Raw genomic sequence first — 26227 nt, 5'->3', positions numbered from 1 at the left:
ATGTGGGATCAGGCGGCGTCGGCCGCCGGCAGGGGCCTGGCAGTGCGGGCCGAGGCGAACACCGCCCGCAACTGCTCACGCACCTCCGGGCGAAGAGGAGGCGCGGCATCGGCGATCTGGCGGGCCCTCGCAACGGCAGCCGGCCCGAGCAGTCGCTCCGCTCTCTCGCGGGAGAACTCCGGTACGTCACTCATGCGGAGACCGCGGTGAGGTGGTCGTTCTCGACGGGGGCTTCGACGGTGCGGCCGGTCGGCTTCCAAAGGACGAGGAGGTCCACTCCAAGCCGTTTGGCAATTGCCATGGCCTCGGGGTGGAGGGACTTTTCGCGGCGCCCGTTGCGAAGGGCGTCGATCTTGCTGGGGTGGCATCCGGCCGCGTCGGCGAGTTCTCGGACGCTGACTTCGCGTCCGTCTCCGGTGCGCTCCATGAGCATGACCAGGAGGTCGCAGCTCACGAGGACCATGTATTGCTGTTGGGGGCGCACTATCTACCTCCGTAGACGCGATGTGCGTTTCCGTGAACAAGACCGACAGTACATGCCTGTAGACGCACTGTCTACGCAAACGCACAGTGCGGGCAAGATTGAGTCATCGCATCCGGAAGGGATAGCGCCGGAGGCCTGTTTCCGTAGACACTCTGTGCAGGGTCGTGAACGGTTGCGTCCGCTGACCTGCTATTTGCTCGGTGATCAAAAGCCGTAACGTAGACATCAGGCGTCACTACGGGGCCAGAGAAGGGGCACAATGCACGCCATGACTGAGCAGCGGACCGACTTCACCGACCTGCTGAAGGCTCGGCGCGCCGAGCTCGGCAAGAGCCTGCGCGACATGGAAAAGCTCTGCATCGACCCCGACAGTGGCGAGCAGGCCAAGTTCGGCTGGCTCTCCAAGGTGGAGCTCGGCAAGGCTGTCGACCCACCCAAGCAGGAGCGCCTGAAGGCGATCTCGATCGGCTACACGCTCCCGATGAAGATCATTCAGGCCGCCATGTTCCGGCAGTTCTTCGGTTACGACCCGGCAGTCGATTCCTCGGTGGCGTGGAGCGAGGACTTCACCACGCGAATCATCGTTGCCCGGGCTGAGGAGATGACCGAGGAGGAGCGCCGGCAGTACGCCGACATCGCGGAAACCTTTGCCCGTAGGCGTACTCAGGGTGACGGGAACTCGGGCGAATAGTACGACTTTCCGTTACCCATTGATTCCCTCTGGTCACAGCCTGATCGGTGTGGCACAGTCGGTGATCCGCCTGGGGGGCGCAAAGGGGTCAGCTCAACCAGGCGCTCGGGTATATGTGCGAGCGCCGGGTTGTGAGCAGTGGAGGCGAGCGCGAGATGGCGGACGAGGACACTCAGCAGGGTGACGATGAGTCACAAGAGGCACCACTCCAGCCGGAGATCCGGATGGAACTGGTCGGCAGTCTCCCCGGAGGGCGGGCCATTGCCGGAGTGGAGCAGGAAGGTTCCTTCACCTGGCTCGCGTCCAAGGAGCACATCAGCGAGCAGGCCAGGGGCGAGCTGGTCGAGCTGTTCCAGCAGATTGTGAGAGAGGGCTGGTGGGCGCAGAACTGGCCCGACGCCCGCTAAGTCAACCCAACCCCCACTTTGAAGCCGCAGGCATACAGCCTGCGGCTTTAAAACTGCCTTTCCCTGGGCTTCGACCTGGCGGTCGCCTGTGCGGTCCTGGGAGCCTCCGAGCGGATCGATCCGCGGGTGCTCGCCGACCTCGTGATGATCGGCGAACTGGGACTCGACGGTCGGGTACGGCCGGTACGGGGCATCCTGCCCGCCGTGCTGGCCGCCGCCCAGGCCGGGTACGAGCAGGTGGTGGTGCCGGAGTGCGCCGCCGCGGAGGCCGCACTGGTGCCGGGCGTCTCGGTGCTGGGTGTACGCACCCTGCGGCAGTTGATCGCCGTCCTGGCGGACGAACCCGTGCCGGACGAGGAACCCGACGTGGGCCGCCCCGACCCCCTCATGGCGGGACTGCGCCTGCCGGGCACGGGGGCGGCCACCGGTATGCACGCCGGCGCAGCGCACCAGGACCAGGGCCATGACCTCGCGGATGTCGTCGGACAGCTCGCGGCCCGGACCGCCGTGGAGGTCTCGGCGGCCGGCGGGCACCACCTCTTCCTGGAAGGCCCGCCGGGCGCCGGCAAGACGATGCTCGCCGAACGGCTCCCGGCCATTCTGCCCCCGCTGGGCCGGGAGGAGTCACTGGAGGTCACGGCGGTCCATTCGATCGCCGGTCTGCTGCCGGCCGGGAATCCGCTGGTCGACGTGGCGCCCTACTGCGCCCCTCACCACTCGGCCACGATGCAGGCCCTCGTCGGCGGCGGGCAGGGCATCGCACGGCCCGGCGCGGTCTCCCTCGCCCACCGCGGAGTGCTCTTCCTCGACGAGACCCCTGAGTTCAGCAGCCATTCCCTGGACGCCCTGCGGCAGCCGCTGGAGGCGGGACATGTCGTGATCGCGCGCAGCGCGGGGGTCGTGCGGTTCCCGGCGAAGTTCATGATGGTCCTCGCCGCGAATCCCTGTCCCTGCGGCCGCTTCTCACGCACGGACGACCTGTGCGAGTGCCCGCCCTCCTTGGTCCGCCGCTATCAGTCGCGGCTCTCCGGGCCGCTGCTGGACCGGGTCGACCTCCGGGTCGAGGTGGACCGGGTCACCCGGTCCGAACTCACCGGGCGCGGCGCCAGGGGCGAGCCCACGGCGACGGTGGCCGACCGGGTGCGCGCGGCCAGGGAGCGGGCGTCCGTACGGCTGCTCGGCACGCCCTGGCGGACCAACAGCGAGGTCCCGGGACGCGAACTGCGCAGTCGGTGGCATGCCGCGTCCGGCGCGATGGACGAAGCGGAGCGCTGCCTGGAGCGGGGGGTGCTGACCGCGCGCGGGCTGGACCGGGTTCTCCGGGTGGCTTGGACCGTGGCGGACCTCGTCGGCCATGACCGGCCCGACGCGACGGACGTCAACCTGGCCCTGCAATTGCGCACCGGAGTTCCCCGTGGGGTGCCGATGGCGATCGGGGCACTGACATGAGGCCCGGGAAGCGCGGCTCGTCGGCGGGTGAACCATGACCGGCGGCGGTGTGCCCGATGCCGAGCGGCTCGACCGGGCCTTCCTCGCCCGTGTCATCGAGCCCGGGGACGAGCTCGGCGGGCGGTGGCTGCGGGAACTGGGTGCCCGCGAAGTGGTGCGGAGTCTCTCGGGGGGCGGACGACCGCTGCCGGAGGCCTCGGAGAAGCGGTGGGCGGGCCTGTGCGCCCGCGCCGGGCGCGCCGACCCGGAAGGGGACCTGGCCCTCGCGAGGGAGGCCGGGGGACGGTTCCTGGTGCCCGGGGACGCCGAGTGGCCCGGGCAGCTGGACGATCTCGGGGACGGGCGGCCGATCGGGCTGTGGGTGCGGGGCAGGGCCAACGCGCGGATGTGGGCGTTGCGGTCCGTGGCCGTGGTGGGCGCCCGTGCCTGCACGGAGTACGGGGCCCACATGGCGGCCGTGCTGGGCGCCGGATTGGCCGAGCGGGGGTGGGTGGTCGTGTCCGGCGGGGCCTACGGGGTGGACGGGGCCGCTCACCGGGGAGTGCTCGGGGTCGGTGGGGCGACCGTCGCCGTGCTGGCCTGCGGGGTGGACCGGCCCTATCCGCGGGGGCATGTGCAGTTGATCAACAGGATCGCGGAACAGGGGCTGGTGGTCGGAGAATTGCCGCCGGGGGAGCATCCGACGCCGAGCCGGTTCATCCTGCGCAACCGGGTCATCGCCGCCCTCACCAGGGGGACCGTGGTCGTGGAGGCGGCCTACCGCAGTGGTGCGCTGACCACGGCGCGGGCCGCGCAGCGATTGGGGCGCTTCACGATGGGTGTTCCCGGGCCGGCGACCTCGGCCCTGTCGGCCGGCGTGCACGAACTTCTGCGGGGCGACGCGGTGCTCGTGTCCGACGCTGCCGAAGTCGTCGAACTGGTCGGTGACATGGGAGAGCTGGCCCCCGACCGGCAGGGCCCTGTGCTCCCCCGTGACCTGCTGGAACCCGGTGCGCGGCAGGTGCTGGCCGCGCTGCCGGGACGGGGGAGCGCGGCCGCCGCCGAGGTCGCCCGGGGCGCGGGGACGACGGAGGACGACGCGGTCGGGAGACTGTACGAGCTCCGATCACTTGGTTACGTCGAACGACACGGCGACGGCTGGAAGTTGACACGCCAGGCGATGATCTCCGTCTTGTCGGATCGGAGGCGAAGTTGACCGAGCGTGTTCGGCCGTCCGGGGGAACGCCGACGGCCTTGCGGTTTCCGGCAGTTGGCGTCCCGCGAAGATCACACAGCGCGACCGGTGTGACCCTGCGGGACGGCCAGCGGAACGTATCTGCGCACGGGGGATCCCTCGTCCTTCGCACACTGCGACTCCTCAGTCACGCTACGCTCACGAGGATTCCGACTCAGGACAGGCATCTCGACATCAGACCGACAGCTCACCCAGGCACCCCCAGTTCACGGCAGAACGGCACAAGGCGACGAATGCCCCAGCACACCTCCGGGTCTGACCGGGCGGCGGCTCCCCCCGCCGCCCGCGGCACCGTCCGCCCGCCCGCCCCCTCGACACTCGACGAGCTCTGGCGGACGTACAAGACGACGGGCGACGAACGGCTGCGCGAGCAGTTGATCCTCCACTACTCACCCCTGGTGAAGTACGTCGCGGGCCGGGTGAGCGTCGGCTTGCCGGCCAACGTCGAGCAGGCCGACTTCGTCTCCTCCGGGGTCTTCGGGCTCATCGACGCGATCGAGAAGTTCGACATCGAGCGGGAGATCAAGTTCGAGACGTACGCGATCACCCGGATCCGGGGCGCCATGATCGACGAGCTGCGCGCGCTGGACTGGATCCCCCGGTCGGTGCGGCAGAAGGCGCGCAACGTGGAGCGGGCCTACGCCACGCTGGAGTCGCGGCTCAGACGCACCCCGACCGAGGTCGAGGTCGCTGCCGAGATGGGCATCCCCGTCGACGAACTCCACTCCGTCTTCAGTCAGTTGTCGCTGGCCAACGTGGTGGCGCTGGAGGAGCTGCTGCATGCCGGCGGTGAGGGCGGCGACCGGCTGAGCCTGATGGACACGCTGGAGGACACGGCTGCGGACAATCCGGTCGAGGTCGCCGAGGACCGGGAGCTGCGGAGGTTCCTGGCGCGGGCGATCAATACCCTGCCCGAGCGGGAGAAGACCGTCGTCACGCTCTACTACTACGAGGGGCTCACGCTCGCCGAGATCGGGAACGTGCTGGGAGTCACCGAGAGCCGGGTGAGCCAGATCCACACGAAGTCGGTGCTGCAGCTGCGGGGGAAGCTGGCGAGTTTCGGCCGCTGACGCGGTCGGACCGGACCCGGCCCCCGGGTTCGACCTGGCCGGACACGGGTCGCGTGCGGGCCTTGGCGGGGGCCGGTCGGGGGAAGGCCCTCCCGTGGTCGGCGGTCCGTCCGTAAAGTGGTTGACGTGCCAAGGATTCGAGCGGCCTCCGTGGCCGAGCACCGGTCGATGCAGCGAGCCGCCCTGCTGGACGCGGCTCGGTCCCTGTTGTCCGAGGGCGGGACGGAGGCGTTGACGTTCCCGGCGCTCGCCGAGCGCACGGGGCTGGCGCGGTCGTCCGTGTACGAGTACTTCCGGTCGCGGGCCGCCGTGGTCGAGGAGCTGTGCGAGGTCGACTTTCCCGTGTGGGCGGCCGAGGTCGAGGCGGCTATGGCCGCCGTCGACCGGCCCGAGGACAAGGTCGAGGCGTACGTCCGTCAACAGCTGGAGCTGGTGGGGGACCGGCGGCACCGGGCCGTCGTCGCGATCTCGGCGAGCGAACTGGACGCCGGTGCCCGGGAGAAGATCCGGGCCGCGCACGGTGGGCTCGTCGCGATGATCGTGGAGGCCCTCGCGGGGTTGGGGCACACGGAGCCTCGGCTGGCCGCGATGCTGTTGCAGGGCGTTGTCGACGCGGCCGTGCGCAGGATCGAACTGGGGGCGGCGGAGGAGCCGACCTCCATCACCGACGCGGCTGTGGCGATGGCTCTGCGGGGGGTACGGGGCTGAGCCTTCGTGGCTCTGGTGGGCTGAGCCTTTGCGGCTTGGGTGGGCTGGGCGTCTGCGGCTCGGGTGGACTGAGCCTCTGCGGCTCGGGCGTCCGGTGCCGGGGTTGAGCTCGGCTGGGGTTTCGTTCACCGGCGCTTGGCGGGTGCTCGCAGCCAGGCACGGCGATAGCTATGGCGTCCTGTGCGGCCACGCCGGGGTCGAGCTGGGGCCGGGGTTTCGCTCACCGGCGCTTGCCGGGTGCCGCCGCGCCCACCCGTGCCGCCCCAGCGGCACGACTGCCCGCGGTTACGGATGGCGCCGCCCTCTTGGCCGGGCGGCTGCTTCAGCGGAACGAGGGCGTCGCGTGGGGCCGTTGGCCAGGAACGCTTCCCAGCGCGGCCGCGCGGGCGGGCAGGTGCCCTGAACCGGGGGCAGGGTGTCCCCTCATGTTGTTGCTGGGTGGGCAGTTGCCCCCGAACGGGTTGCCGGTCAGGACGTCGACCCGTGCCGTTGCTGGAGCGGACAGTTGCTGTCCCGAGCCGGCGCTGGGGGACCAGGCGGCGCCTCGTGTTGTCTCTGGGATGGGCAGTTGCCCTCGACTGGGACTGGTGGTGAGGGTGGCGCCTCGTGTCGTTGCTGTCCCGAGCCGGCGCTGGGGGTCAGGGCGTCGCGCCGTTCCGCTGTTCGGGCGGGCAGCCGCCATGGCGGCACGACTGCCCGCGGCCAGGACTGGTGACCGGTGTGCCGCCCAATGCCGCTGCTCGGGTGGGTAGCCGCCTTGGCGCCGCGGCGTCCCGCAGCCGGGACTCGGGGGTCGGGCACCGGGCCGCTGAGGCGGCTGGGCGCGGGAGGAGCCGCCTCGGCGGCACCGCCGGTGACCGTCGGGGCTGAGGTGGCTCCTCGGTGGTCCCGCCGGTGGCGGTCGGGTCCGTCACTCGGGTACGGGCAGTAGGCGTGAGGGGCCCCTTCTCAGGAGCCAGGGGGGTAGTAGTGACAAGGGATTCAGGTAGGTGTCCGCTCGGCGTAGGCCCCAGTGGAGGCAGGCTGTCGGGCAGTGGGACGGGGAGGGTTCCAGGGTGCCCAGTACGTCGCCCGGGGCCACCTCGTCGCCCTTCTTCGCGGACGCGCGTACCGGTTCGTAGGTCGTGCGCAGGGGTGGGTCGCCGGAGCCTGTCAGTTCGACCGAGATGACTCCTCGGCCCGCGACCCGGCCCGCGAAGGACACCCGGCCCGCCGCGACCGCTCGTACCGGGGAGCCGGCCGGGGCGGACAGGTCGACGCCTCGGTGGCCCCGGGCGTAGGTCGTCGGCGGGGGTTCCCAGGCGTGGACCACCAGGGGGCGGAGGCCGACGGGCCAGGTGCGGCCGAGGACCGGGACCGGCTCTTCGGTGGCAGGCGGCGCCGTCCTCGCGCCGGCCCTCGGCGCGAGGAGAAGCAGCGCCGTCACGCACATCAGCAACCCCAGCCACGTGCACACCAGTCGTTTCGCTCGTTCGTGAGACATCTCGTGAGACATGGCGAAAGCGTCCCGCGAGTGGCTCGATCATGGCCGGGATCTGTGGAGTACTCACTGGTTGTGGATATCGGCGTCACCCGGGGCCTCGTGGGTCCCGTACACTTCTGGTGGCGATCCGGGTCACCGGGTCGACTTCGCACGCCCCGGTACGAGGCCCGTCTGTGGTCCGTATCAGCGCCCCTCGGTCCTTCGTGGCAACGGCGCATCGCGGGCGTCAGGCGCGGGTGCCGACCGGTACCCGCGGCACAACCGAGAAATTCAAGGAGAACGGCCATGGCCGTCGTCACGATGCGGGAGCTGCTGGAAAGCGGCGTCCACTTCGGTCACCAGACCCGTCGTTGGAACCCGAAGATGAAGCGCTTCATCTTCACGGAGCGCAACGGCATCTACATCATCGACCTGCTCCAGTCGCTGTCGTACATCGACCGCGCCTACGAGTTCGTCAAGGAGACCGTCGCCCACGGCGGCACGGTCATGTTCGTCGGCACGAAGAAGCAGGCGCAGGAGGCCATCGCCGAGCAGGCCACCCGCGTCGGCATGCCCTACGTCAACCAGCGCTGGCTGGGCGGCATGCTCACCAACTTCTCGACCGTCTACAAGCGTCTGCAGCGCCTCAAGGAGCTTGAGCAGATCGACTTCGAGGACGTCGCCGCGTCGGGTCTGACCAAGAAGGAACTTCTCGTGCTCTCGCGCGAGAAGGCCAAGCTGGAGAAGACCCTCGGTGGTATCCGCGAGATGCAGAAGGTGCCCAGCGCCGTCTGGATCGTGGACACCAAGAAGGAGCACATCGCGGTCGGCGAGGCCCGGAAGCTCAACATCCCGGTCGTCGCCATCCTCGACACCAACTGCGACCCCGACGAGGTCGACTACAAGATCCCCGGCAACGACGACGCGATCCGCTCCGTCACGCTGCTCACCCGTGTGATCGCGGACGCGGTTGCCGAGGGCCTCATCTCCCGCTCCGGTGTCGCCACCGGTGACAAGGGCGACAAGGCCGCGGGCGAGCCGCTGGCCGCGTGGGAGCGCGACCTGCTCGAGGGCGAGAAGAAGGCGGACGAGGCCCCGGCCGCCGCTGAGGCCACAGCCGAGGCTCCGGCTGAGGCTGCCGCCGAGGCGCCGGCCGAGGCCGCTGTCGAGGCCCCCGCCGCCGAGGCGCCGGTCGAGACCGCTGTCGAGGCTTCGGCCGACGAGGCTCCGGCTGTCGAGGCTCCGGCCGCGGACGCCGAGCAGGTCTGACCTTCACGGTCGCCCGACCTTCAGTCGTACGGCTGAGATGACGGCGGGTGGCGCCGAGCACGCCACCCGCCGTTCATCCACAGCCACTGGATCTTTCGTGGCCGTAGATCTCCGCAGCCCGTAGATCTTCGGCGGACGCCGCCCCACGAGCGGCGGCGGACGCCGACTTCGAGACTTCGAACTCCGAGAAGAGATTCACAGATCATGGCGAACTACACCGCCGCTGACGTCAAGAAGCTCCGTGAGCTCACCGGCGCCGGCATGATGGACTGCAAGAAGGCCCTGGACGAGGCCGAAGGCAGCGTCGACAAGGCCGTCGAGGCCCTGCGCATCAAGGGCCAGAAGGGCGTCGCCAAGCGCGAGGGCCGCTCCGCCGAGAACGGCGCCGTCGTCTCCATCATCGCCGACGACAACACCTCCGGTGTCCTCGTCGAGCTGAAGTGCGAGACGGACTTCGTCGCCAAGGGCGAGAAGTTCCAGGCCGTCGCCGCCGCGATCGCCGAGCACGCCGCCAAGACCTCCCCGGCCGACATCGGGGCCCTGCTCGCCTCCGAGATCGAGGCCGGCAAGACCGTCCAGGCGTACGTCGACGAGGCCAACGCCAACCTCGGCGAGAAGATCGTCCTCGACCGCTTCGCGCAGTACGCCGACGGTTTCGTCTTCGCCTACATGCACCGCACCATGCCCGACCTGCCCCCGCAGATCGGTGTCCTGGTCGAGCTGGACAAGGCCGACGCCGCCGTCGCCAAGGGCATCGCCCAGCATATCGCCGCCTTCGCGCCGAAGTACCTCGCCAAGGAGGACGTGCCGGCCGAGGTCGTCGAGTCCGAGCGCCGCGTCGCCGAGGAGACCACCCGCGCCGAAGGCAAGCCCGAGGCCGCCCTGCCGAAGATCGTCGAGGGTCGCCTCAACGGCTTCTTCAAGGACGCCACGCTGCTCGGCCAGCCGTACGCGCTGGACAACAAGAAGTCCGTCCAGAAGGTCCTGGACGAGGCCGGTGTCACCCTGAAGCGCTTCACGCGCATCAAGGTCGGCATCTGAGTCCGTTACGCGACGGGCACCCGGCCCCGATAGGGTCGGGTCCAGTCGTTCGCGTACGCCGCCACGTGTGCGCGTGACGCGCGACGGACGACAGCAGATCTGACGAGGAGGCCATTGCCGCGCATGGGATGCGAACACCACCCCATCGGCAATGGCCTTCTTCGTATGTGCGACACGTAAAGAGGCGAGATCTCCATGACCACCAAGCCCGAGAAGAGCGACGACGGCAAAGTACGCGGCCGGTATCTGCTGAAGCTGTCTGGAGAGGCGTTCTCCGGGGGCGGTGGCCTTGGCGTCGACCCGGACGTGGTGCACGCCATCGCCCGGGAGATCGCGGCCGTCGTGCGCGACGGAGCAGAGATCGCGGTCGTCATCGGCGGCGGCAACTTCTTCCGCGGCGCCGAACTCCAGCAACGCGGCATGGACCGCGCCCGCTCCGACTACATGGGCATGCTCGGCACGGTCATGAACTGCCTCGCCCTCCAGGACTTCCTGGAGAAGGAGGGGATCGACAGCCGGGTCCAGACCGCCATCACCATGGGCCAGGTCGCCGAGCCGTACATCCCGCTGCGGGCCGTGCGCCACCTGGAGAAGGGCCGTGTGGTCATCTTCGGCGCCGGTATGGGCATGCCCTACTTCTCCACCGACACCACCGCCGCCCAGCGCGCCCTGGAGATCGACGCCGAGGCCCTGCTGATGGGCAAGAACGGCGTGGACGGCGTCTACGACTCCGACCCCAAGACCAACCCGGACGCGGTCAAGTTCGACTCGCTCGGCTACGGCGAGGTCATCACCCGCGATCTCAAGGTCGCCGACGCCACCGCCGTCACGCTCTGCCGCGACAACAAGCTTCCGATCCTCGTGTTCGAGCTTCGCAAGGAGGGCAATATCGCGCGGGCCGTCAAGGGTGAGAAGATCGGCACTCTCGTGGGTGATCAGGGAAGCGGGGCCTGACCGGGTCCTTCCCCTGCCCGGGGGACGGAGCCTGACCGGGGGATGGACAATGTCCTGCCGGTCGGGAACCGTGCAGGAACAAGACGCGACGCAGCCGGCCGCCGACCTGACCGAGACAGCAGCCGGGCCTACTCAAGACACGCAGGAGCAAGTGGTGATCGAAGAGACCCTCCTCGAGGCCGAGGAGAAGATGGAGAAGGCCGTCGTGGTCGCCAAGGACGACTTCGCCGCGATCCGCACCGGTCGTGCGCACCCGGCGATGTTCAACAAGATCGTGGCCGACTACTACGGTGCACTGACACCGATCAACCAGCTGGCTTCGTTCTCCGTGCCGGAGCCGCGCATGGCCGTGGTGACCCCGTTCGACAAGACCGCGCTGCGCAACATCGAGCAGGCGATCCGCGACTCCGACCTGGGCGTCAACCCGAGCAACGACGGCAACATCATCCGAGTGGTGTTCCCCGAGCTGACCGAGGAGCGCCGCCGCGACTACATCAAGGTCGCGAAGAGCAAGGCCGAGGACTCCAAGGTGTCCATCCGCGCGGTCCGCCGCAAGGCCAAGGACGCGATCGACAAGCTCGTCAAGGACGGCGAGGTCGGCGAGGACGAGGGCCGCCGTGCGGAGAAGGAGCTCGACGACACCACGGCGAAGTACGTCGCCCAGGTGGACGAGCTGCTCAAGCACAAGGAAGCGGAGCTCCTCGAGGTCTGATGAACGACTCTTCCTGGGGGGCGCCGCCACAAGCCGGGTACTGGGCGCCGACCGACCGGGGACCTGTCCAGGGGCATGCCCCGGCGGGTCCCACATACGATGCGCCTGAGGCCCAGCAGACTCGCCCCATGCCCATCGTGCCCGACGTACCCGCGCATGGCGGGAACCAGGACGACGACCGGGGGACGGCTCGGCCGGCCGGCCCTCTGTTCCGCGACGAGACGCAGTCGGCGCGTCCCCACGGGGAGGCGCCGCAGAAGCCGGAGCCCATGCCCGACGCCCCGCAGCCCGCCCCGCAGAAGAAGAGCGCGGGCCGTGACCTGGGCGCCGCCATAGGGGTCGGCGTCGCACTCGGCGCGGTGATCGTGGCGTCGCTGTTCATCGTCAAGGCCGTCTTCGTCGGCGTGATAGCGGTCGCCGTGGTCGTCGGCCTGTGGGAGCTCACCTCGCGCCTGCAGGAACGCAAGGGCATCAAGGCACCCCTCGTGCCGCTCGCGGTCGGCGGGGCCGCCATGGTCGTCGCCGGGTACGTGCGCGGGCCGGAGGGTGCCTGGGTGGCCATGGCGCTCACCGCGCTCGCCGTTCTCGTCTGGCGGATGACGGAACCGCCGGACAACTACCTCAAGGACGTCACCGCGGGGGTCTTCGCGGCCTTCTACGTGCCGTTCCTGGCCACGTTCGTCGCGCTCATGCTCGCCGCCGACGACGGGCCGCAGCGGGTTCTCGTGTTCCTGGTGCTGACCGTCGTCAGCGACACGGGCGCGTACGCCGTCGGCTGGCGCTTCGGCACGCACAAGCTCGCGCCGCGCATCAGCCCCGGCAAGACCCGCGAGGGTCTGCTCGGTGCGATCGCCTTCGCCATGGTCGCGGGCGCGCTGCTGATGCAGTTCGTCATCGACGACGGTGCCTGGTGGCAGGGCCTGCTCCTCGGCCTCGCCGTCGCCGCCAGCGCCACGCTGGGCGACCTCGGCGAGTCCATGATCAAGCGGGACCTCGGTATCAAGGACATGGGCACCCTGCTGCCGGGCCACGGCGGCATCATGGACCGCCTGGACTCGCTCCTGCCGACCGCCCCGGTGGTCTGGCTGCTGCTCGTGCTGTTCGTGGGCTCCGGCTGACGGGTGCGTACGTGATTCCTTGTAGGCCTCCGTCCTGTTTCAGGGCGGGGGCCTGCTGGTACTCACTGGCATGGCTCCCCGGGCGAGGGAGTGGGACGATTTTCGTGCGGGACCTCGCAGGGGGGATCACCCTGGAAGGGGGCGGGCTTCATGTCCGACTTCCGCGAATCGATCGACATCGACCGCAGCCCGGAGGATGTCTGGGCGTACATCACCGAGTTCTCCCACATCCCGGAGTGGCAGGAGAGCGCGGTCGCGACGGAGCAGCTCGACCCCGGGCCCGTCGGCGTCGGCTCCCGGGTGCGCATCACCCGGCACCTCGGCCGCCGGGACATCCCGATGACCATGGAACTCACCCAGTTCGAGCCACCGCGGGTCTGGGGTCTGCAGGGCATCGACGGCCCCGTCCGCGGCCATGTGCACGGCGAGATCACCCCGATCGACGGCGGCCGCCGCTCCCGCGTGACCGTCGAGGTCGGCTTCGACGGCAAGGGCATCGGCAAGGTCCTCGTCCCCCTCGTCGTCCGCCCCCAGATCCGCAAGGAGCTGCCGCGCAACGAACAGCACCTGAAGGAGAACCTGGAGCACAGCGCCGCGTAGCTCCGCCAGGGGGGAGGCCGCGCCTCGGCATGGCCTCGTGGCAGCGCAGCTGTGGCCGCGGGTACAGCTCAAATGATCTGCGACACTTGATGAGCCATGCCTAAGCCCGGAGAACTGGCAGTCACCAGACGCGAACAGGCCCCCCACCTGCGCGTTTGGCGCCTGTCGGGGGCCTGCTTCGGGCTACTGGGCCGTCTCTGGGCCGTCAGACTCGCTCTGAGGGGGCAGGAACACCCCGTCAACGGCCTTCCTCGTACGTTCTTGACTCGATGGCATCAGGTGCGCGTACACCCGTAGCGTCAGCGCCGGGTCCGTGTGCCCAAGGTACTGACTGACTGCCTTGATGCTCTCCCCGGCGTCCAGCAGAACGGACGCGTAGAAGTGCCTCAGGGCGTGCATGCCGTGCTCGCGCGCCGACTCGTACTTGCCATCCTCCCCGGCGTCCGGGATGAGCCCAGCCACCGCGAGGGCGGGCTTCCACTCCTGGATGTTGAAGTTGCTGCGCCACACGACCCCGCTCGCGGTGTTCGTGAAGAGCAGACGGGCCGACACCTTCGGGCCGTCCGGCTTCCTCCACGGCAGCGTGATCTCAACCGGCTTGCAGGGGTCCATGTGGGCACGCAGAGCCTCGGCCACCGACGATGGCAACGGTACGTCCCGCTCCTTACCGCACTTCGGCGGAGCGAATACGGCCTTGCCCCGGATGAGCTTGACCTGCCGGACGACGTGCAGGATGCCGCTCTCGAAGTCGAGGGCGTCCTCAGCGAGTCCCACGATCTCGCCCTGACGGAGTCCGCACCCCGCGCCCGTGTCCACCATGGCCCGGTACCGCTCGGGGAGCGCTGCGCGGACGGCGTGCACTTGCGTCGGCAGCCACGGCACAACGCGCCGGCGCTCTGCCGACGGCGGACGGACGGACTTCGCGGAGCACGGGTTGCGAGGCAACAGGCCGTCGTCCACGGCCGCGCTCAGCACGGCTCGAACGTCGCCGTAGATGTTGCGGGCGTACGCGCCGCTCACCGTCGGGTTGTCCTCCAGCGCGCTCACGAGATCGCGGATGTGCTCGGGGCGGAATGAGTCCAGAGGCCGCGTGCCGACGACCGGGAAGGCATGTAGGCGCAACCGTTGTTCGGTGACGATCTGGCTGGACAAGTCCGCGCTGTGGGCCTTGAGCCACTTCTCGGCGTAGCCCTTGAAGGTGATCCGAGAGGCACGCGGGTCGATGTACTGGCCGCGCGCCATGTCGGCCTCGGTCTCGTTGAGCCAGTGCTCAGCGAGTCGCTTCTGTCGGTCGGGGAAGCTCTTGCTCTTCTCGCTGCCGTCGGGGCCGATGTACCGGGCCCGGTAGCGCATGCCGGTGCCGTGGCGGTCGGTCTTGACGCGGACCGGCTTGCCGGCGGCGTTGGTCTCGGTCTTGAACCAGCGGTCTTGGATGTGGCCTGCCATGTAGGGCGTGGTCCCTTCTGGGCATGGGGAAGGGAGGGGCACGGTGTGCCCCTCCCTGGTGTCACGGGTGTGCTGTTTGCTGTGTCAGGCGGCGGCCTGGTCGGCGCGCTTGCGGTCGGTGACGTAGGCGCGTACGTCGGCGGGGTCGTAGCGGACGTACTTGCCGATGCGGAAGCCGGGCGGACCGGTGCGCTTCTTGCGCCACTGGTAGACGGTTTCGACGGGTACCTCGAAGATCTCGGCGATGTCGTCGGGGGTGAGGTACCGGTCGGGTAGGCCGCCCCGGAGCGTGGCGCGAGGGTCGGGGTCTGTCGGCTTTGCCATGGGGACTCCAAGCGGGGAAGGCATGGCCGTGTGTGTCCGAGGTGCGGATTTCTGCGTCATCGCGTCATCAGCGTCATTTGGGCTTCTGACCTGCGGTTTTGTGTGACGCAGTGGCGAGGGGTGCGTCATCGCAGCGTCATCGGCTGCGGCATCCGTGACGCAGCCCGTGACGCAGATGACGCAGAATGACGCAGACATGGTCGTCTGCGTCATCCCGGTTGCCGCAGGTCAGGGGCCGTTTCTCTGCCTGCATGACGCAGATGACGCAGCGTCTTCCCTCTTAGGACAAGAGAGGGGGTGTCTGTTGTCGTTCGGTGCGCCTCACAGCGTGAAGAAGGAGCCGCGTCGCGGCGCGACCTTTGGGCGGCGCATGCGCCGAACAGCAAGAGGAGCACGCCTGGCCGGTGGTGCTCCTCTTGCTTGTCCATGCGAGCGGCGGTCGCGGTCAGAGAACGCGCTGTTGCACGTGTGGGGGCGGTGTGGTCGGGCGGGTCATTTCGAGGTAGCGGCCCTCGCTGGTGCGGCCCGTGTCGATGAGTAGACCGCGAGCGGCAAGGGTGGGCTGGAGGCGCTTGAGACGGTCGGAGAGGACTTTCCCGGTGGTCGGCCACCCCTTGGGTAGGGCCCGCAGTTCGTCCCCGCTGTAGAGGAGGCTGAGGCAGTGCAGCCACTCCGTGGACGTCATCCGCTGCGCCCCGCCCGGCTCGATGGTCTCGGCATGCCGGAGGACGGTCTGCGCGAGGAGGTCACCCTCGATCACGTCGTCGTTGAGGTCGTCCAGGCTGGCCCTGTAGGCGGGGAGCGCTCCGAGACCGGTGGCCGCGTCGAGCTGCGCGCACAGGTGCGCGAAGTCCGCCATCCGCAGATCGGTGGGGGTCTCTGCCTCCACCGCACGGACCTTCACTGTGAGATCCAGGAGCGAGCCGAGAACGACGGGCAGAACCTCCGCGTACTCCGCCCACAGTTCCGCCTCGGTCCGCCGCACCCGGGGCCGCTCCAACCGTAGGGGAAGGAGCCGTTCGGCGAGGTCGGGACGGATGACGCCCACGTCGATACCGGTGAGCAGCAAGGGGCGGCGGTAGCCGACGCGGAACACGTCCCCGTCGGTGAACAGGGCTCGCTTGACGCTCTCGGCGCCGGTGACGATGCAGCACATGGCGTCGGACAGGTCCGGGGTCATGTGGGAGAGGTTGTCCAGGGCTGTGACCCATCCGGCCGCCACGGCCGCGATCAGGTTCTCCTCATCCTTCGGCGCGCGCCGAAGGTCACCGCTCATGCCCTCGATGATCCGCACGAGCATCCGCCCGCCGGTCGACTTGCCCGCCCCCTGCGGCCCGGTGAGGAACGGCGCCGGGACGGGCACGGACGGACCCAGACAGCCGATCAGCCATGCGATGGCCAGGCACTCGGTTTCCGCGTTGGCGAAGTTGCACAGGCGCATCAGCAGGTCGATGCCCTTGCCGTTGGTGTCCTTGACGGGCAGGGGCAGTTCCCCGGTGAGCTGAGTGCGCCGCCAGCAGACCTCGCGCGGGTCGGGGGTGAGGATGTCCCAGCCGGTGGGGTGGATGCGGACGGACTGCCCGTCATCACGTCCCAGGTCAAGCCAGGTCGCGCCGTCGAATCCGGGGGCGACGCGGATGTGTACGGGCTGTACGTCCTCGGTCAGCGCGAGCGCCTCGATCAAGTCCAGTGCCTCCTTGAGCGCGGTCCCGTTGAACACGCCGCGCCCGTCCTTGAACAGACCGACCATGAGTTCCTGCCGGTGGCTTCCGGTCGTGCCCTGGGAGCGGATCGGGCGGGCCACGGGGTGCCCGTTCTTCTGCGCGTATACGGTCCCGTCGGCGGTGCGGAAGTAGCGGAAGTGCGCTTGCGCGTAGTCGGTGATGACCTCGCGGGCGGGGTTCTTCTCGTCGTCGGACATGGTCACAGTCCCAACGCGGTGCGGGCGTTGGTCCACGCGTCGGTGCAGTGCCGGGGGGATTCGCCCTTGGCCTGCGCGGCGGTGAACAGCCTGGTGACGTGGGCGTCGGTGAGGCAGCCGCACCGGCCATGGGCGGACAGCACGGCGAGGAACGTCCGGTACACGGTGGCGTGGACCGCGCTGTGGGCCTCGGTGATGCGCTGCTCTGCCATGGCGATGCCACGGGCCAGATAGGCGGGCGTGCGGTGGGGGCATTCCCCCTGTCCGCCCCTCAGAGGCACGGTGAGCGTCTGTGGCGCCCTGCGAGCCGTGGACGGTTCCTTTACTGCCAGCGCGCGCACAGCGTCCGGGAGAGCGGCTGTGGTGCCGGTGCCGGGACAGAGCCAACGGGCATAGGACATCGTGGACTTGATGTCGACACCGGCGCGGACGCCGTTCACGGAACGCATGGCGCCCTGGTAGATCCAGTGCTCTCCGCGCGTCGTCGGCACGGTGAGGGTGGTGGGCAGGGTGGCGCGGGCCCAGTCGACGGCGGCGGGGATGTCGAGGTCGACGACGGTCATCCCGGCGCCGCCGGGGTGGTAGGCGACGGCGGCGGCCTGGCGCCAGGCGGACGCCCACGCGGGGGAGGTGAGGATGTCGGGGTCGGTAGTGCCGGCGGCCCAGCCGTGGCACGGGCGCGGGCAGGTGCAGGGGCCGGGGGTCTTCATGTTCGGCCGCCCGCCGCACGCGTTGTCGACGCAGGCGGGGCAGTTGCCGAACGGCACCTTCCCGGCCCGCAGTGGCAGCACGGGCACGCCGTGCGCGGCGAGGGCGAGCGCTCGCCGAATGTGGGTCGGTTGCGTCATGCTGGGAGACCTCCAACAGGTCTGTTGAGGACTGGTTGGCAAGGGCGGCCCCGCTTCTTTGGCGAGACGGGGGCCGCCCTTGGCGTAGCTAGAAGGGGGGTTCGTCGCTGTAGCCGTCCGGGCCCCACGGGTCGGGGACGTGAGGGCGCCGCCGCAGCCACCGGGGCAGGTGCGGCAGGGGCAGCAGGATCACGCGCCATTCGGTCGAGCAGAGGCAGGGCTCCCAGTCCGTACCGGCGTACTCGCCGGTCTCGTAGTCGCCGTAGTCGTGCTCGATGCCGCCCACGCCGTCGCAGTCGCGGCAGTCGGGGCGGGGCGTGTCGGTGAGGATGAGCGCGTTGCGGGGCAGCGCGGTGCGCTGGATACGCAGTCGCATCACGGGTGTTGGCCTCCTAGCCGTAGAACTTGTTGCGTTTGATGACGGCCTTGCGGATGTTGACGGTGGTCCCGCCCTCGCCGTGGCCGCCCGCGCTGAACACCTGGATGGCGATCCAGCCGCCGAAGATGACGGCGGCGAGGGTGATGAGTTGGGTGATGAGCGCGGTCAGGGCGGTGATGAACGTGGTGAGCAGCAGCAGTCCGCCGCACACGGCGAGGAACCCGACGCCCCCGAGGGCGACGTTCACCGCCGCGCGGGAGATGGCCGGCTTGGCCGCGACCGGTTCGGGCTTGGCCGGTTCGATGGCGTAGCCGGTGATGATCCGGCCGTCGGGGAGGACGATGCTCGCAACGGTCGGGATGGTGCCCGGCTGGACGGGCACGAGCGGCGCCGTCACGGCGGGGGTGGGGTGGTGGACTTCCACGGCCCGTACGGCGGGCGGGTGGTGGCCGTTCTCGGGGTACATGCGGAATCCCTTCCGGTAGTGGGTCAGGGAGGCGGGGGCACCCCCTTGGGGGCGGCGTGTGGAGGGGGTTTTCGGGGGTCTGACCTGGGGTCCTCCCTGCCTCCCTGGTTGATCATTCGTGCAGGTCAAGGCCAGGGAAGCGAGTCAGGGAGGGAGTCAGGGAGTTCTCCCTGACTCCCTGACCCGCGCGGGGTGCGCTCCCTGTCATTCGGCGGTGGAAGCGGAACCCTCGTTGTCGCGGTTGGCGAGGGCGCGGGTGAGGCGGTCGCGGGCGACGACCATGACGCCGTCGGACTTGTAGGCGATGTCCGGTCCGGCGTCGTCCAGGACGCGCTTGAGGTCGGTGAACGACCAGCCGCCGTAGGCGTCCGCGTTCAGCGTGGCGAGCCGTGTGAGCACGTCCTTGGTCCGCACGCGGGGCGCGTCGCCGACGACGCTGGCGATGTCGGTGAGCGGGTCGCGGTCCTCGTCCCGCTCGATGGCGTGCAGGGTGGTGACGCCGTCGCGCAGGGCCTTGGCGCGGTCGGTGATGGCTTCGGCCGCGTCGTCGTCGATGTAGTGCGTGCGGACCGTGATGGAGGACTGTCCCTTGGGGATGTCGATGCCGGAGGAGGCGACGACCAGGGTTCCCTGGTCGAGTCCGGGGCGCAGCATGTTGGGGGCGGCGCCGCCGTCGACGGCCTTGTCCCCGAGGGCCATGCGGGCCTGGGACTCGGTGCCGAGTGCGAGGGAGGCGCGGGTGTGGGCGCCTTCGCGTACGAGCTTGGGAAGGTTCTGGTCGGTGGGGTCCTGGGTGCCCTGCCACATCAGCACGTTCACCGCCCGACCCTGGTTGTGGATCTTCCGGACGGCCATGAAGTACCGGGAGTTGGACTTGGCTCCGCCATAGGGCCGCTTGTCGTCGTCCTTGAGCGGGCACATGAACGCCACCTGCGCTTCGTCAACCACCACGATCAGCGGCGGAAAGGTGGTGCCGGGCGGGGCCTGGATGCGGCGGTTCATCTCGTCGACGGCGCCCTCGACCATCTCGGTCACCTGGATCACGTGCTCATCGGTGGGGCCCTGGATGAGGGTGGTGGCAAGGCCGTCGAACATGGCCCAGTCACCCACGCCCTTGAGGTCGCCCATGAGGAACTGCACCGACTTGTCCAGCGCGACCCACAGGGCGAGGGAGCGCAGGGCCACGGTCTTGCCCTGGTTCGACAGACCGGTGATCAGCAGGTGGCGCTGATACAGGCTCAGACTCGCGGTGTCGCCGCGCAGGTCCTGGCCCCACGGCGCCTTGCCCTTGGCGTAGTCAGCGGTCATCGTCTCGTCCGTGACCAGCGGAGACGGCCCGATCGGCTCATCCAGCGCACCCGAGTCGGCCACCCACAGCCGGACCGTGCGCGCGGCCTCGGGGATGGTGATGAACACCTCGTGCTCGTGCCGGGTCAGGTTCTCCGCGAGCTTGCGGCGCCGCTGCTGCACCTCGTTCGTCGACACCCCCGACGGCAGGGTGACGTCGACCTCCACCCCGCAACCCGCGATCCGGATCGGACCGAGCATGGACGCGCCGGCGTCTCCCATCTCCTTGATGGCGCCCCGCAGCGCGGGCACCCCGAGGTCGCGCAGCGCCTTGACCACGATGGACGGCGTGATCGGCTCACCCTCGCTGCTGCGGACGTTCGCGGGCAGTGCCCACGGGGGTGCGGCCTGCTGCTTGCTGCCGACCGTCCACAGGGCGAGCAGGGCGAGGAACGGGCCGATCGTGAGCGCCGGGCCCCACACGATCTGAACGATCCGGATGAGCAGGGCGACGAAGTCGACGGTGGCCGCGAGCGGCGTGATGACGTCGCCGATGTCGCTGTTGTTGATGGCCATGACGACACCGAGACCAACCAGGGTCCCGATGCCCATGCCGGTACCGACGGCCACGCCCTTGGCGGCCTCCAGCGGGGAGTGGAGCAGGTCCATGCGGCGGTGGTGGCGGGCGGCGCGGAAGCGCTGCAACCGCTCCTCCCACTCCTCAGCCGCTTCCAGGTTCCCCGCCGCTTCGGCGGCGCGGATCATCCGCTCGTAGCGGGACCCGGTACGGCCGTCCCAGGTGCGGCGGGCCACGATCCGCCCGCCGTTGAACGTGTAGGAGCCGTGCCGGACCACCGCGCGGCCGACGGTGCGGGTGCGCTCGTGCGTGACGGCCGACTTCACCGCCCGCCCGGAACGCGCCCACAGCGGGACGGGCGCGGGAGGGGCGGGGTCGGGGACCACGGTCAGCGTGGTCACCGGGGCCGGTTCGGCGGGGGTGGTGTCTTTGTGCAGGTGGACGACGGTGTCACCCATGACGGGAGCACTCCTGACTGCCCCGGGCCGGGGCGGGAAGTCGGCGAGGGGGCCCCGCCCGGCAATCCGGGGGCCGGGCGGGGCGAGGGGCGGTTCAGCGGGTGTGGTGGGCGCGGTTCTCCGCACGGCTGAGCTGGGACGGCTCGATGCGCGGGCCGTCCAGCCAGCAGAAGGGGCGGATGCCGTCGGCGGCCTGGAACACGCGGATGGCCGCACCGGGCGGGGCGCCGGGCAGGGGGTGGACGCGTGCGCGGTCGAGGGAGGCGAGCATGCGGGCGCCATGGTGCTCGCACCCGTCCACCCCCACGCCCACGGCGTCCAGCACGCGCACCGCGAGCGGACCGCCGCACGGGGCGGGGTCGTCCTGGTGCGCGGCCGGGCACCGGCCACAGTTGACGTTCACCACCAACTCGACTTCTTCTTGGCGGCCTTGGCTCGCGCGGCCTCGGTGATCAGCCGCTGACGCTCACCGTGCAGGGCCATCAGCTCCGCGTTCAGCCGCATCTCGGCGGCGGAGCCGATGGAGTCCATGCGGTCCTCGGCGCGGCCCGTGCTGCGGCCCTTGTGGACGCTGCGCGCACCGCTGGCCATCGCGCGGGTCATCGACAGCCGTTCACGGCTGGTCAGCGGCCACCACTCGCCCCGCCGGACCGCTTCCAGCTTCTTCGCGGACCGCTCGATCTCGCGGTCAAGGCGGCGTATTTCGGAGTTGCCCATGGTTCAGTGACTCCCTTCGGACCCGTCCGGGTCGGCGAACGCGGCACGGGCGGCCATCAGGCGACCCGCTTCCAGGCGGCCCGCAGGCGGACCTCGGAGGCGGAGTGGCCGTTCGTGCGGAAGCGGACGGCCATCTCGCGGTAGGACAGCGGGGGCGTCTGGCTGTGACGGATGTCGTCGACCAGCACGTCCAGCGCGTCATCGGTGAGCGCGGGACCGGTCTCCAGGGCGAGCGAGGAAACCGGCTCCATCGGGCCCCACACGGGCAGTTCCCACGCGGGTGTGACGCCGGGCGTGACGCGGGCCGTCACGCTGGTCAGCGCCCTGCCGGTGTCCTCGCCGTCCCGCGCCGCTTCGAGCGTCGACCACGCCCCGGCGAGGGTGGCGGCGGTCTTGGACTGGACGCGTGCGACGCGGGCACCGGCTTCCGTCACGGCCGTCAGCCGGGTCTCCTCGGTGGCCGCCTCAGCCCGCAGCCGGGCACGGGCCACGGCCGCTTCGTCACGGGCCTCTTGCTGGATTCCCCGGATCGCACCGACAGCGGCCGGGGTGAGCGCGGTCCGCTCCCACAGCCCGTGAACCAGCCACAGCGCCTTGGCCGCGATGGGCAGCCAGGCCACGGCCAGCCACGCGCCGACGGAGTGTTCGGCGGTCAGGGCGTGGGCGATGAGGACGCCGGTCGCGATGAGGCCGAACGACCAGCCGACGGCGGTCACCGTGCGGCTGTGGTCGCCTTGGGCGGCGAGGCGGCGTTCGTAGGCGAGGGTGGCCAGCCATCCCCCGTCGATGCCCAGACCGACGACCAGCGCGACCGGCCACGGCACCGCCGTGCCCAGCCACATCAGCACCACAGCGAGGGTGAGGACCATGGACACCGCCGTCATCGCGACGGCGGGAAGAACGGTCTTGCCCCTCATACCGCACCCCCCACCACAGCGATCACGGCGGCGAGGACGATCAGGGCGCCGCCGAGGCAGGTGAGGTCGATGGCGCGGCGCAGGCCGGTGAACTTGGCCACGGCGAGTCGGGACAGGCCCGCGATGTCCGCGCTGAGGTCGACCTCGGACAGCGTGGTCGTGATCTCGCCGGGGGTGAGCGTCGCCCACAGCGGGAAACCGTGGCGGCCCCGCAGGTTCGGCCGCACCGACCGCAGCAGCAGACCCGCCGCCCCGACCAGCAGCACCATCCCGCACCCGCCCACGACGTAGGCGGCGGGGTTGAGCGGCGTGTCCTTGGCGACCGTCCACGCACCGGCCAGCACCGCACCGATGAACGCGAGCAACAGACCGGTCTTGGTGTCGGTCCGCGCGATCTCCGCCTTCACCTCAGCGTGCGCGGCCGTCAGGTTCCGCTCAGTGGCGCTCACGCGGCACCGCCCGGCAGGCTCGCGGCGACGGTGCGGTTGACCAGGTCCCGCCGGGCGGCCAGCACCCGGTTCCGGGCCCGGCGGATACGCCGCGCGTCCAGCTCGGTCGGGGCGTGGTCGAGGGTGATGATCTGCGCGTCCAACAGGTCGACCTCCGCCAGAATCAGCGGAATCTCCTGCTCGATCGCGTCCAACTCGGCATCCGTCGGCTCGATGAAGTCGGCGAACGCGGTAACAGCGTCCTGAACAGTGACGATGGACTTCATGGGTCGTGTTCTCCCTGCAAGGTGGCAACGGCCCGAACCGCGCCCCCGGTGTTCGAGCACTGGGGGCGCTTGCCGTTGGGTCGGAATGTCCGGCTCCCCGCCTCCCGCCCGTACGGACTCCGCAAGCTGCGGGACCGGACGGCCGGGGGAGGCAACCGGCGCAGCGTGAGCCGCTGCGAAGGCTGGAAGGAAGTGGACCGAGCTACCGCACAGGCGACGCCGGCCGGTCCATCACGGCGACGCCCAAAGCGTTCGTTGACCCATCGGGACTCCCGAAGATCGAAGGGAAAGGGAACTGCACTGCAAGGGGGACCAAGTCCCCACACTCCGGCCGTTGCTCGCGGTCACCGGGCCACCTCGCCAGTACGGGCCGAAACCCTGTTCCACCTGGCCTTTAGCGGGATTGCAGCGTCCCCGCCCTGTGCATGGGAACGGCCTTGGAAGGTCGCTCACCGGTCTTGCGTGATGCAGTACCTGTATTACAGGTACTGCATGGGGGTCCCGTCAAGTCGGTCGACGGAACTTCTTGACTTCGCGCCTGGACTTCTTGGCGCACAATCAGAATCGCCCCAGGTCAGGGGAGTTGGTCACCTCACCCGTGGACACCTCAAGTAGATCTGGCTACCTTCAAGAAGTCCCTAGACGTCCTATCGGGGGTGAAGATGTCCAACGAGCGTTTGCGGTCGGCCCTGTTGGCTCGCGGTATGTCGGTGCACGACCTCGCTGAGAAGATCGAGGTGAACCCGAAGACGGTCGAACGCTGGATCACGCAGGGGAAGGTGCCGTACCGGCGACACCAGTACGCGACGGCGTCGGTGCTCAAGGTGGACGTGACGACCCTGTGGGACGACAACCGGGCCGTTGACAGTGCTGCGGATCTCAGCAAAGCGGAGATCGTCAACGTCTACCCGCACCGCCACATGGTCCCAGCGGGGCTCTGGCGCGAGATGTACGGGCGCGCAGAGAAGTACCTTGATGTCCTCGTGTACTCGGGGCTCTTTCTGTCCGAGGATCCCCAGTTCCTTGCCCTGCTCCGCAAGAAGGTGGAGCTGGGGGGAAACATGGGGCAGACCCAGGTGCGCATCCTGCTTGGGGACCCTGATTGCGCAGCGGTGAAGCAGCGCGGCATTGATGAGGGCCACGGGTTCATGGACGGCAAGGTCCGCAACGCCCTGATCAACTACCGATCACTCTTCGAGAGCCACCCCGAGATACGGTTCCGGCTGCATCAGGCCACCCTCTACAACTCCCTGTACCGCGCGGATGACGAGATCCTGGTGAACACCCACGTCTACGGGGTCGCGGCCTACATGGCTCCCGTCCTTCACCTGCGGCGAATGCCGGGCGGCGGGTTGTTCGACACCTATGCGAATAGCATCGAACAGACCTGGGGAGGCGCGCGCCAGGCGACAGTAAGCGACTTCAAGGGAGCCTGAGCATGGGACGCATCGACCACTTCCACAACCCCGATGCCCCGCCGGCCAACTCGGTTGTTCCGTCCGTCGTGGCATTCGTGCAGAACGCTGCGGGACAGGTGCTGCTGATCAAGCGTTCCGATAACGGGCGTTGGGCGCTTCCCGGCGGGGGGCACGACGCCGGCGAGTTCATCAGCGACACCGTGGTGCGGGAGGTCTGGGAAGAGACCGGCATCAAGGTGGAGGTCATCGAACTGTGCGGGATCTACACCGACCCCGCGCACGTGCTTCAGTACGACGACGGCGAAGTGCGGCAGCAGTTCAGCATGTGCTTCCGCGCCCGGCCGGTCGGTGGCGATGTCCGTACGAGTAACGAGACGACACAGGTCCGTTGGGTCGACCCAACGGACCTGTCCCAGTACGACATCCACCCCACCATGCAGCTCAGGATCGAACATGCGATGGATCGGACGCGGACGGCGCCCTACGTCGGCTGAAGCTTGGTGGCGGCGAGCCGACCGAGGACGCGAGCCGTGCTGGCCAAGATCTCGGGTTCGGCACGGCGGATGAACGTGCCAATGAGGCTGTCGGGCCCGTACCGTCCGGCGATCTCGTTCACCCGGTCCACGGGGTTCGTCGGGGTGCCGTCCGGCGTGGTGTTCATGTCGCAGAAGCAGAGCGCGTCAGTGAGTTCGGGAGTCTCGCGAGGGAACTCACTCTCTAGCTCATCGCGGAGTCCCCGCGCTTCGGCTTCCATCCATGCGCACGAATGGTGCGCGACCAGCCGTACAACCCTCTCGTCTGCCTGCGCCACGTCGCGGAGATACCGGGCGCCGTCCAGCGGGTGAAAGCCGGTCTTGGCCAGGTCTGGCGCGTAGCCGATGTCATGGAGCACGGCGGCGGCTTCCAGTAGCTCAGCGTCCGGGCCCAGCGCGGCGGCAATGGTCCGCGCTCGCTCTGCGACCCCTAGGGAGTGCTTCCAGCGGCGCGGCAGCGGCTCAGCGAGCAGCGACTCCGCGAGGGGGCAGGCCCACTCTGGCAGTCCTGTGCCGCTCACTGCTGGGTGAGCCCCTCCCGACTCGGTACGGCGCGCACCGTTCGCACCTTGCCCTGTCTTCCCTCCGACAGCCACCCGGCCGCCTCCAACTTGTCTAGAGCCTTGCTCACTGTGGGGCGCGACACGTCGAACCTCGTGCTCAACGCCGACGCACTCGGGAACTCTGCCCCCACCTCAAGGCCGTCATCCGTGATGATGGCCGCGATGCGGTCGGCGAGAGGGCGGCGGTCCTCGTGGTGGCCTTGGCGCACCACCCGCCACCGGCCGCCGGGGACCGGCTCAGCGATCCCGTCCTTCTGAAGCACGCCGAACACGCGGAGTGCGACACCGCGCGACACACCGTGATCACGCATGAGGTCTGCGGCTGACGGTAGTTCCGTCATCGACGGATCGGACTCGACCTGAGCCTTCACCGCCTCTGCGATCTTCAGGAAAGTCCCGCGAGGGCTCGCCTGCTGTGACACTTGCTCTCCCTCTCCGTCTGCTCATTCGTGAAGCCAA

The 26227-nt window shown here is 69.6% G+C and carries 30 protein-coding genes and 1 pseudogene; 14 read left to right on the top strand and 17 right to left on the bottom strand.

Features of this window, described 5'->3' with window-relative positions:
- Positions 1-8 precede the first annotated feature (8 nt).
- On the bottom strand, positions 9-194 hold the full coding sequence (locus I8N67_RS14645; protein WP_200303508.1) for a hypothetical protein: 186 nt from the start codon (positions 192-194) through the stop codon (positions 9-11).
- The gene (locus tag I8N67_RS14640) at positions 191-463 is read right to left on the bottom strand and encodes a helix-turn-helix domain-containing protein (protein WP_234045689.1); all 273 of its coding nucleotides are present in this window, start codon (positions 461-463) and stop codon (positions 191-193) included. Before I8N67_RS14640 ends, I8N67_RS14645 begins: the two co-directional genes overlap by 4 nt.
- Before the next feature lie 289 nt (positions 464-752).
- Between I8N67_RS14640 and I8N67_RS14635 the strand changes: the two genes are divergently transcribed.
- The 6 genes and pseudogenes from I8N67_RS14635 (at position 753) to I8N67_RS14610 (ending at position 6043) form a co-directional block, all read left to right on the top strand.
- Positions 753-1175, top strand: a complete 423-nt coding sequence (locus I8N67_RS14635) for an XRE family transcriptional regulator (protein ID WP_234045688.1) — start codon at positions 753-755, stop codon at positions 1173-1175.
- A gap of 155 nt (positions 1176-1330) precedes the next feature.
- Positions 1331-1582 (top strand): hypothetical protein, encoded by a 252-nt coding sequence (locus I8N67_RS14630; protein ID WP_200303505.1) that lies wholly within the window; start codon positions 1331-1333, stop codon positions 1580-1582.
- A gap of 66 nt (positions 1583-1648) precedes the next feature.
- Positions 1649-3031 (top strand): annotated as a pseudogene (locus tag I8N67_RS14625) (YifB family Mg chelatase-like AAA ATPase); the annotation flags it as partial.
- Positions 3032-3065: 34 nt separating this feature from the next.
- Positions 3066-4226 (top strand): DNA-processing protein DprA, encoded by a 1161-nt coding sequence (gene dprA, locus I8N67_RS14620; RefSeq protein ID WP_200303504.1) that lies wholly within the window; start codon positions 3066-3068, stop codon positions 4224-4226.
- A 272-nt stretch (positions 4227-4498) separates the two neighbouring features.
- The gene (whiG, locus tag I8N67_RS14615) at positions 4499-5335 is read left to right on the top strand and encodes an RNA polymerase sigma factor WhiG (RefSeq protein ID WP_200303503.1); all 837 of its coding nucleotides are present in this window, start codon (positions 4499-4501) and stop codon (positions 5333-5335) included.
- 150 nt (positions 5336-5485) lie between these two features.
- Positions 5486-6043, top strand: a complete 558-nt coding sequence (locus I8N67_RS14610) for a TetR/AcrR family transcriptional regulator (protein ID WP_200303518.1) — start codon at positions 5486-5488, stop codon at positions 6041-6043.
- 910 nt (positions 6044-6953) lie between these two features.
- On the opposite strand, the gene I8N67_RS14605 is transcribed toward I8N67_RS14610, so the two are convergent.
- Positions 6954-7538 carry a M23 family metallopeptidase gene (locus I8N67_RS14605; RefSeq protein ID WP_372443707.1) on the bottom strand — a complete coding sequence of 195 codons (585 nt, stop codon included), beginning with the start codon at positions 7536-7538 and terminating at the stop codon, positions 6954-6956.
- Between the two features lie 273 nt (positions 7539-7811).
- Here I8N67_RS14605 and rpsB point away from each other — a divergent pair, with 273 nt between their 5' ends.
- The 6 genes from rpsB (at position 7812) to I8N67_RS14575 (ending at position 13199) form a co-directional block, all read left to right on the top strand.
- Positions 7812-8774 carry a 30S ribosomal protein S2 gene (gene rpsB / locus I8N67_RS14600; RefSeq protein ID WP_200303501.1) on the top strand — a complete coding sequence of 321 codons (963 nt, stop codon included), beginning with the start codon at positions 7812-7814 and terminating at the stop codon, positions 8772-8774.
- Positions 8775-8978: 204 nt separating this feature from the next.
- Positions 8979-9815, top strand: a complete 837-nt coding sequence (tsf, locus tag I8N67_RS14595; RefSeq protein ID WP_200303500.1) for a translation elongation factor Ts — start codon at positions 8979-8981, stop codon at positions 9813-9815.
- Positions 9816-10010: 195 nt separating this feature from the next.
- On the top strand, positions 10011-10769 hold the full coding sequence (gene pyrH, locus I8N67_RS14590) for a UMP kinase (protein WP_200303499.1): 759 nt from the start codon (positions 10011-10013) through the stop codon (positions 10767-10769).
- A 154-nt stretch (positions 10770-10923) separates the two neighbouring features.
- A complete protein-coding gene (frr, locus tag I8N67_RS14585) occupies positions 10924-11481 on the top strand; it encodes a ribosome recycling factor (RefSeq protein WP_200303498.1) in 558 nt (185 codons plus the stop codon).
- A complete protein-coding gene (locus tag I8N67_RS14580) occupies positions 11481-12599 on the top strand; it encodes a phosphatidate cytidylyltransferase (RefSeq protein ID WP_200303497.1) in 1119 nt (372 codons plus the stop codon). Before frr ends, I8N67_RS14580 begins: the two co-directional genes overlap by 1 nt.
- Before the next feature lie 150 nt (positions 12600-12749).
- Complete coding sequence (locus I8N67_RS14575; RefSeq protein ID WP_200303496.1) at positions 12750-13199, top strand: SRPBCC family protein; 450 nt, start codon at positions 12750-12752, stop codon at positions 13197-13199.
- 183 nt (positions 13200-13382) lie between these two features.
- On the opposite strand, the gene I8N67_RS14570 is transcribed toward I8N67_RS14575, so the two are convergent.
- The 12 genes from I8N67_RS14570 to I8N67_RS14515 all read right to left on the bottom strand — a co-directional run bounded on the left by I8N67_RS14570 (position 13383) and on the right by I8N67_RS14515 (position 23254).
- Positions 13383-14645: a tyrosine-type recombinase/integrase gene (locus I8N67_RS14570; protein ID WP_200303495.1), complete on the bottom strand. Its 1263-nt coding sequence runs from the start codon at positions 14643-14645 to the stop codon at positions 13383-13385.
- 84 nt (positions 14646-14729) lie between these two features.
- Positions 14730-14969 (bottom strand): helix-turn-helix transcriptional regulator, encoded by a 240-nt coding sequence (locus I8N67_RS14565; RefSeq protein WP_200303494.1) that lies wholly within the window; start codon positions 14967-14969, stop codon positions 14730-14732.
- 445 nt (positions 14970-15414) lie between these two features.
- Positions 15415-16890 (bottom strand): AICE element replication initiation protein, encoded by a 1476-nt coding sequence (locus tag I8N67_RS14560; RefSeq protein WP_200303493.1) that lies wholly within the window; start codon positions 16888-16890, stop codon positions 15415-15417.
- A 2-nt stretch (positions 16891-16892) separates the two neighbouring features.
- Complete coding sequence (locus I8N67_RS14555) at positions 16893-17738, bottom strand: bifunctional DNA primase/polymerase (RefSeq protein WP_200303492.1); 846 nt, start codon at positions 17736-17738, stop codon at positions 16893-16895.
- Positions 17739-17826: 88 nt separating this feature from the next.
- Positions 17827-18117: a hypothetical protein gene (locus I8N67_RS14550; protein WP_200303491.1), complete on the bottom strand. Its 291-nt coding sequence runs from the start codon at positions 18115-18117 to the stop codon at positions 17827-17829.
- A gap of 13 nt (positions 18118-18130) precedes the next feature.
- A complete protein-coding gene (locus tag I8N67_RS14545; protein WP_200303490.1) occupies positions 18131-18583 on the bottom strand; it encodes a hypothetical protein in 453 nt (150 codons plus the stop codon).
- A 204-nt stretch (positions 18584-18787) separates the two neighbouring features.
- A complete protein-coding gene (locus I8N67_RS14540) occupies positions 18788-20905 on the bottom strand; it encodes an FtsK/SpoIIIE domain-containing protein (protein WP_200303489.1) in 2118 nt (705 codons plus the stop codon).
- A gap of 94 nt (positions 20906-20999) precedes the next feature.
- Positions 21000-21308 (bottom strand): hypothetical protein, encoded by a 309-nt coding sequence (locus I8N67_RS14535; RefSeq protein WP_200303488.1) that lies wholly within the window; start codon positions 21306-21308, stop codon positions 21000-21002.
- Positions 21305-21622, bottom strand: a complete 318-nt coding sequence (locus tag I8N67_RS14530) for a hypothetical protein (RefSeq protein ID WP_200303487.1) — start codon at positions 21620-21622, stop codon at positions 21305-21307. Before I8N67_RS14530 ends, I8N67_RS14535 begins: the two co-directional genes overlap by 4 nt.
- A gap of 56 nt (positions 21623-21678) precedes the next feature.
- Positions 21679-22539, bottom strand: a complete 861-nt coding sequence (locus I8N67_RS14525; RefSeq protein WP_200303486.1) for a protein spdB — start codon at positions 22537-22539, stop codon at positions 21679-21681.
- Positions 22536-22988 (bottom strand): Pycsar system effector family protein, encoded by a 453-nt coding sequence (locus tag I8N67_RS14520; RefSeq protein WP_200303485.1) that lies wholly within the window; start codon positions 22986-22988, stop codon positions 22536-22538. Before I8N67_RS14520 ends, I8N67_RS14525 begins: the two co-directional genes overlap by 4 nt.
- Complete coding sequence (locus I8N67_RS14515; RefSeq protein WP_200303484.1) at positions 22985-23254, bottom strand: DUF6284 family protein; 270 nt, start codon at positions 23252-23254, stop codon at positions 22985-22987. The genes I8N67_RS14520 and I8N67_RS14515 overlap by 4 nt, the downstream gene beginning before the upstream one ends.
- A gap of 662 nt (positions 23255-23916) precedes the next feature.
- Here I8N67_RS14515 and I8N67_RS14510 point away from each other — a divergent pair.
- Together I8N67_RS14510 and I8N67_RS14505 are read left to right on the top strand one after the other, a co-directional pair.
- Positions 23917-24690: a helix-turn-helix domain-containing protein gene (locus tag I8N67_RS14510; RefSeq protein ID WP_200303483.1), complete on the top strand. Its 774-nt coding sequence runs from the start codon at positions 23917-23919 to the stop codon at positions 24688-24690.
- A 2-nt stretch (positions 24691-24692) separates the two neighbouring features.
- Positions 24693-25166: an NUDIX domain-containing protein gene (locus I8N67_RS14505; protein ID WP_200303482.1), complete on the top strand. Its 474-nt coding sequence runs from the start codon at positions 24693-24695 to the stop codon at positions 25164-25166.
- Here the strand turns inward: I8N67_RS14505 and I8N67_RS14500 are convergent.
- Both I8N67_RS14500 and I8N67_RS14495 read right to left on the bottom strand, forming a co-directional pair.
- A complete protein-coding gene (locus I8N67_RS14500; protein ID WP_200303481.1) occupies positions 25154-25726 on the bottom strand; it encodes an HD domain-containing protein in 573 nt (190 codons plus the stop codon). The genes I8N67_RS14505 and I8N67_RS14500 overlap by 13 nt on opposite strands.
- Positions 25723-26190 (bottom strand): GntR family transcriptional regulator, encoded by a 468-nt coding sequence (locus I8N67_RS14495; protein WP_307835242.1) that lies wholly within the window; start codon positions 26188-26190, stop codon positions 25723-25725. Before I8N67_RS14495 ends, I8N67_RS14500 begins: the two co-directional genes overlap by 4 nt.
- Between the last annotated feature and the right edge of the window lie 37 nt (positions 26191-26227).

This window comes from Streptomyces adelaidensis (genome assembly GCF_016598475.1).
In the GTDB taxonomy this organism is placed as follows: Bacteria; Actinomycetota; Actinomycetes; order Streptomycetales; family Streptomycetaceae; genus Streptomyces; species Streptomyces adelaidensis.
The sequence above is the reverse complement of the archived record's forward strand: the minus strand, read 5'-3'. Positions and strand labels throughout refer to the sequence as shown.

Coding starts and splice junctions, on each gene's coding strand:
- I8N67_RS14545 (WP_200303490.1), bottom strand. CDS start 18,583: ATGTACCCCGAGAACGGCCACCACCCGCCCGCCGTACGGGCCGTGGAA.
- rpsB (WP_200303501.1), top strand. CDS start 7,812: ATGGCCGTCGTCACGATGCGGGAGCTGCTGGAAAGCGGCGTCCACTTC.
- I8N67_RS14570 (WP_200303495.1), bottom strand. CDS start 14,645: ATGGCAGGCCACATCCAAGACCGCTGGTTCAAGACCGAGACCAACGCC.
- I8N67_RS14540 (WP_200303489.1), bottom strand. CDS start 20,905: ATGGGTGACACCGTCGTCCACCTGCACAAAGACACCACCCCCGCCGAA.
- I8N67_RS14635 (WP_234045688.1), top strand. CDS start 753: ATGACTGAGCAGCGGACCGACTTCACCGACCTGCTGAAGGCTCGGCGC.
- I8N67_RS14640 (WP_234045689.1), bottom strand. CDS start 463: ATGGTCCTCGTGAGCTGCGACCTCCTGGTCATGCTCATGGAGCGCACC.
- I8N67_RS14645 (WP_200303508.1), bottom strand. CDS start 194: ATGAGTGACGTACCGGAGTTCTCCCGCGAGAGAGCGGAGCGACTGCTC.
- I8N67_RS14555 (WP_200303492.1), bottom strand. CDS start 17,738: ATGACGCAACCGACCCACATTCGGCGAGCGCTCGCCCTCGCCGCGCAC.
- pyrH (WP_200303499.1), top strand. CDS start 10,011: ATGACCACCAAGCCCGAGAAGAGCGACGACGGCAAAGTACGCGGCCGG.
- I8N67_RS14630 (WP_200303505.1), top strand. CDS start 1,331: ATGGCGGACGAGGACACTCAGCAGGGTGACGATGAGTCACAAGAGGCA.
- I8N67_RS14515 (WP_200303484.1), bottom strand. CDS start 23,254: ATGAAGTCCATCGTCACTGTTCAGGACGCTGTTACCGCGTTCGCCGAC.
- I8N67_RS14560 (WP_200303493.1), bottom strand. CDS start 16,890: ATGTCCGACGACGAGAAGAACCCCGCCCGCGAGGTCATCACCGACTAC.
- I8N67_RS14565 (WP_200303494.1), bottom strand. CDS start 14,969: ATGGCAAAGCCGACAGACCCCGACCCTCGCGCCACGCTCCGGGGCGGC.
- I8N67_RS14580 (WP_200303497.1), top strand. CDS start 11,481: ATGAACGACTCTTCCTGGGGGGCGCCGCCACAAGCCGGGTACTGGGCG.
- I8N67_RS14575 (WP_200303496.1), top strand. CDS start 12,750: ATGTCCGACTTCCGCGAATCGATCGACATCGACCGCAGCCCGGAGGAT.
- whiG (WP_200303503.1), top strand. CDS start 4,499: ATGCCCCAGCACACCTCCGGGTCTGACCGGGCGGCGGCTCCCCCCGCC.
- I8N67_RS14605 (WP_372443707.1), bottom strand. CDS start 7,538: ATGTCTCACGAGATGTCTCACGAACGAGCGAAACGACTGGTGTGCACG.
- I8N67_RS14505 (WP_200303482.1), top strand. CDS start 24,693: ATGGGACGCATCGACCACTTCCACAACCCCGATGCCCCGCCGGCCAAC.
- I8N67_RS14530 (WP_200303487.1), bottom strand. CDS start 21,622: ATGGGCAACTCCGAAATACGCCGCCTTGACCGCGAGATCGAGCGGTCC.
- dprA (WP_200303504.1), top strand. CDS start 3,066: ATGACCGGCGGCGGTGTGCCCGATGCCGAGCGGCTCGACCGGGCCTTC.
- I8N67_RS14510 (WP_200303483.1), top strand. CDS start 23,917: ATGTCCAACGAGCGTTTGCGGTCGGCCCTGTTGGCTCGCGGTATGTCG.
- tsf (WP_200303500.1), top strand. CDS start 8,979: ATGGCGAACTACACCGCCGCTGACGTCAAGAAGCTCCGTGAGCTCACC.
- I8N67_RS14525 (WP_200303486.1), bottom strand. CDS start 22,539: ATGAGGGGCAAGACCGTTCTTCCCGCCGTCGCGATGACGGCGGTGTCC.